The sequence below is a fragment of the Rothia sp. HMSC066G02 genome (assembly GCF_001813145.1).
Lineage (GTDB): Bacteria > Actinomycetota > Actinomycetes > Actinomycetales > Micrococcaceae > Rothia.
The window spans coordinates 322,015-324,961 of sequence record NZ_KV811597.1 but is presented as its reverse complement, the minus strand read 5'-3'; the positions used below and the strand labels follow the sequence as shown (position 1 = coordinate 324,961).

The window sequence follows — 2,947 nt, the reverse complement described above, 5'->3', positions numbered from 1 at the left end:
GACCACCCAGGGCACCATCAGCGCCCCCAGCGCTCTGCCCAGCGAAGCAAGCGAAGCACTTAAGAAGAGCGAGGAATCCAACCAGCAGGCAACCTCCGCACTGTACCGCGCCAGCAAGGAATCCCTGAACGAGTTCAAGGAAGATTCCAGCGTCAAGAAGGCACAGACCAGCGACGGCACCGTCTACTACAACGATGAAGTCGCTACATTCGAATCCAAGGACGGCGCTATTGTCATCATCAAAAATACCGGTGCGTGGAGTAGCTTTGACTCCAACGGTGGAACCATCGTCGTGGACGAGGACGGCTCCTGGATCAAAACCAACCCCGAGGACAGCCTCTACACCGCCGTTAGGGCAGACGGCGCCGCTGCCGTCCTGAACACTAAGACCTTAGAGCAGGCGACCGACCTCTCCACCATCGATATCCCGAAGGCCCCTGGCCCCATCGACGGTTTCCGCGGCACCGCTAAGACCCCGGCCAAGCCCACCAAGGTTGCTGACTTTTCTGAGATTACAGGCCTCAAGTAAAAACGAGCTCCTGCCCCCTTGGCCGAATAGCCCGACAGAACAGGGACACCAGCACCCCGTGCGTATCCGACTGTGATGCGTGCGGGGTGTTTTGCGTCTTCGATCCGAGCTGAGAAGACCCATGAAAAGCGGGGGAAGGGAAGCACCGCAACATCTCAGGGAGCTTTCAGGTCACGGTGCTAGCATGGAGGCGTACTCCGGGCATACTGGAGTACAGGTCAACCACACCATGCACTGCGCCGCCGCAGAGCGGCGCATACAGAAAAGAGAAATTCAGTGAAGAAGTCAATTGCTGTTCTGTCCCTGACCATTGCCGGTGCCCTCGGCCTCGCAGCCTGCGGCGGCAACTCCGGCGCCAACTCCAACTCCTCCGCATCGGCAAGCGCGTCCGCTTCTGCAACCGCTTCCGCAACTGCCTCGGCACCCGCAAGCACCTCCGCAGCAGCAACCAGCAAGAGCACCGCCTCCGCAGCAGCTGAAACCACCAAGGCAGAAACCAAGACCACCCAGGGCACCATCAGCGCCCCCAGCGGTCTGCCCAGCGAAGCAACCGAAGCACTCAAGAAGGGCCAGGAATCCGCCGATCAGGCAGCCTCCGCAGGCTACACCGCCAGCAAGAAAGCCCTGGAGCAGCTCAAGGAGCAGTCCGGCGTGAAGAAGGTGCAGACCAGCGATGGCACCGTCTACTACACCGATGAACTCGCTGCATTCGAATCCAAGGACGGCGCTATCATCAGCATCCAGAATAACGGTGTGTGGACCAGCATGGACTCCAACGGTACAACCATCGTCGTGAAAGAGGACGGCTCCTGGATCAAGACCAATCCCAAGGACAACCTCTACACCGTTGTCAATGCAGATGGCACCGCATCCGTGCTGAACACCAAGACCTTTGAGCAGGCGACTGACGTCTCCACCATCGAAACCCCGAAGGCACCCGGCCGTATCGACGGCTTCAGCGGCACCGCTAAGACCCCGGTCAAGCCCACCAAGATTGGTGACCTCTCCGAGGTTGCAGGCGCCAAGTAAAAACTAGCTCCTGCCCACTGGGCAGAACAGCCCACCACACTAGGGATACCAACGCCCCGCGCGCATCTATACGTGATGCGTGCGGGGCGTCTTTAATTATTTCTCACTCGGGGATGGAGAGGTTTAAATCTTCGGAATGGGTTGCAGGCGGCGCAATTGCGTCACATGCTTGGGTTCGAGTTCCTCAACGCAACTGACCTGTAGCAGGCGCATTGTGCGGCGCACCTCTTCCGAGAGGATCTCAATCGTGCGATCCACACCGCGGCGGCCACCCGCCATGAGTCCGTATAGGTAGGCGCGGCCAATCAGCGTGAACTTGGCGCCCAAGGCCAGCGAGGCCACCACATCCGCGCCGTTCATAATGCCGGTATCCACCATAACTTCGGTGTCCTTGCCGACCTCGCGAACCACTTCCGGGAGCAGGTGGAAGGGAACCGGAGCGCGGTCCAACTGGCGGCCGCCGTGGTTCGACAGTAGGATGCCGTCCACGCCTAAATCAGCCAGCTTCTTGGAATCCTCCACGTTTTGCACGCCCTTAATGACAATCTTGCCGGGCCACAACTCACGGATTTCCTTAAGATCCTCGTAATTGATGGACGGATCCATGGCAGCGTCCAGCAATTCGCCCACCGTGCCGCCTGTCGAGGAGAGTGAAGCGAACTCCAATTTGGGCGTGGTGAGGAAGTCATACCACCACCACGGGCGCGGAATCGCGTTCGCCACTGTCTTCAGCGAAAGCTGGGGCGGAATGGAAAAGCCGTTGCGCTTATCGCGCAGGCGCGCCCCCGCAATGGGCGTATCTACAGTGAAGAAGAGCGTATCGTAGCCAGCCTTTGCGGCGCGCTCGACCAAGCCGTAGGAAATCTCACGCTGACGCATCACGTACAGCTGGAACCACAGGCGGCCATTTGGGTTGACTCGGCGCACATCCTCAATGCTGGTTGTACCCAGGGTTGAGAGGGTGAAGGGGATGCCCGCTGCCCCCGCCGCGCCGGATCCGGCAATCTCGCCTTCGGTCTGCATGAGGCGTGTAAAGCCCGTGGGGGCGATACCGAAGGGTAGAGCGGAGGTGCCACCCAGTACCTTCGTGGTGGTGTCTACGGTGGAAACATCCGTCAGGATACCCGGGTGGAACTCGACATCCTCGAAGGCCTGGCGGGCGCGGGTCATTGACAGTTCACCTTCCGCGGCGCCGTCCGTGTAGTCGAAAGCGGCGGCTGGTGTGCGGCGCTTTGCGATGCGGCGCAAATCGTAGATGGTCAGTGCGCTCTGTAGGCGGTTGCCTGCAAAGTCGAGGCTGGGCTTCTTGAATTGCATAAATTCAAGTAGTTCGCTGGGCTTGGGGAGCTGACGTTGCACCATGGGAGGCCTTTCTCTTGGGGGGGGGGG

General features: G+C 59.9%; 3 protein-coding genes. 2 read left to right on the top strand and 1 reads right to left on the bottom strand.

What is annotated here, in order from left to right:
• Nucleotides 1–529, top strand: a 529-nt coding sequence (locus HMPREF2894_RS08030; protein ID WP_070678714.1) for a preprotein translocase subunit SecD, incomplete at its 5' end; no start/stop codon positions are given.
• 276 nt (nucleotides 530–805) lie between these two features.
• Complete coding sequence (locus HMPREF2894_RS08025; protein WP_049350543.1) at nucleotides 806–1,558, top strand: hypothetical protein; 753 nt, start codon at nucleotides 806–808, stop codon at nucleotides 1,556–1,558.
• 123 nt (nucleotides 1,559–1,681) lie between these two features.
• On the opposite strand, the gene HMPREF2894_RS08020 is transcribed toward HMPREF2894_RS08025, so the two are convergent.
• On the bottom strand, nucleotides 1,682–2,920 hold the full coding sequence (locus tag HMPREF2894_RS08020) for an alpha-hydroxy acid oxidase (protein WP_049340534.1): 1,239 nt from the start codon (nucleotides 2,918–2,920) through the stop codon (nucleotides 1,682–1,684).
• Nucleotides 2,921–2,947: the final 27 nt, after the last annotated feature.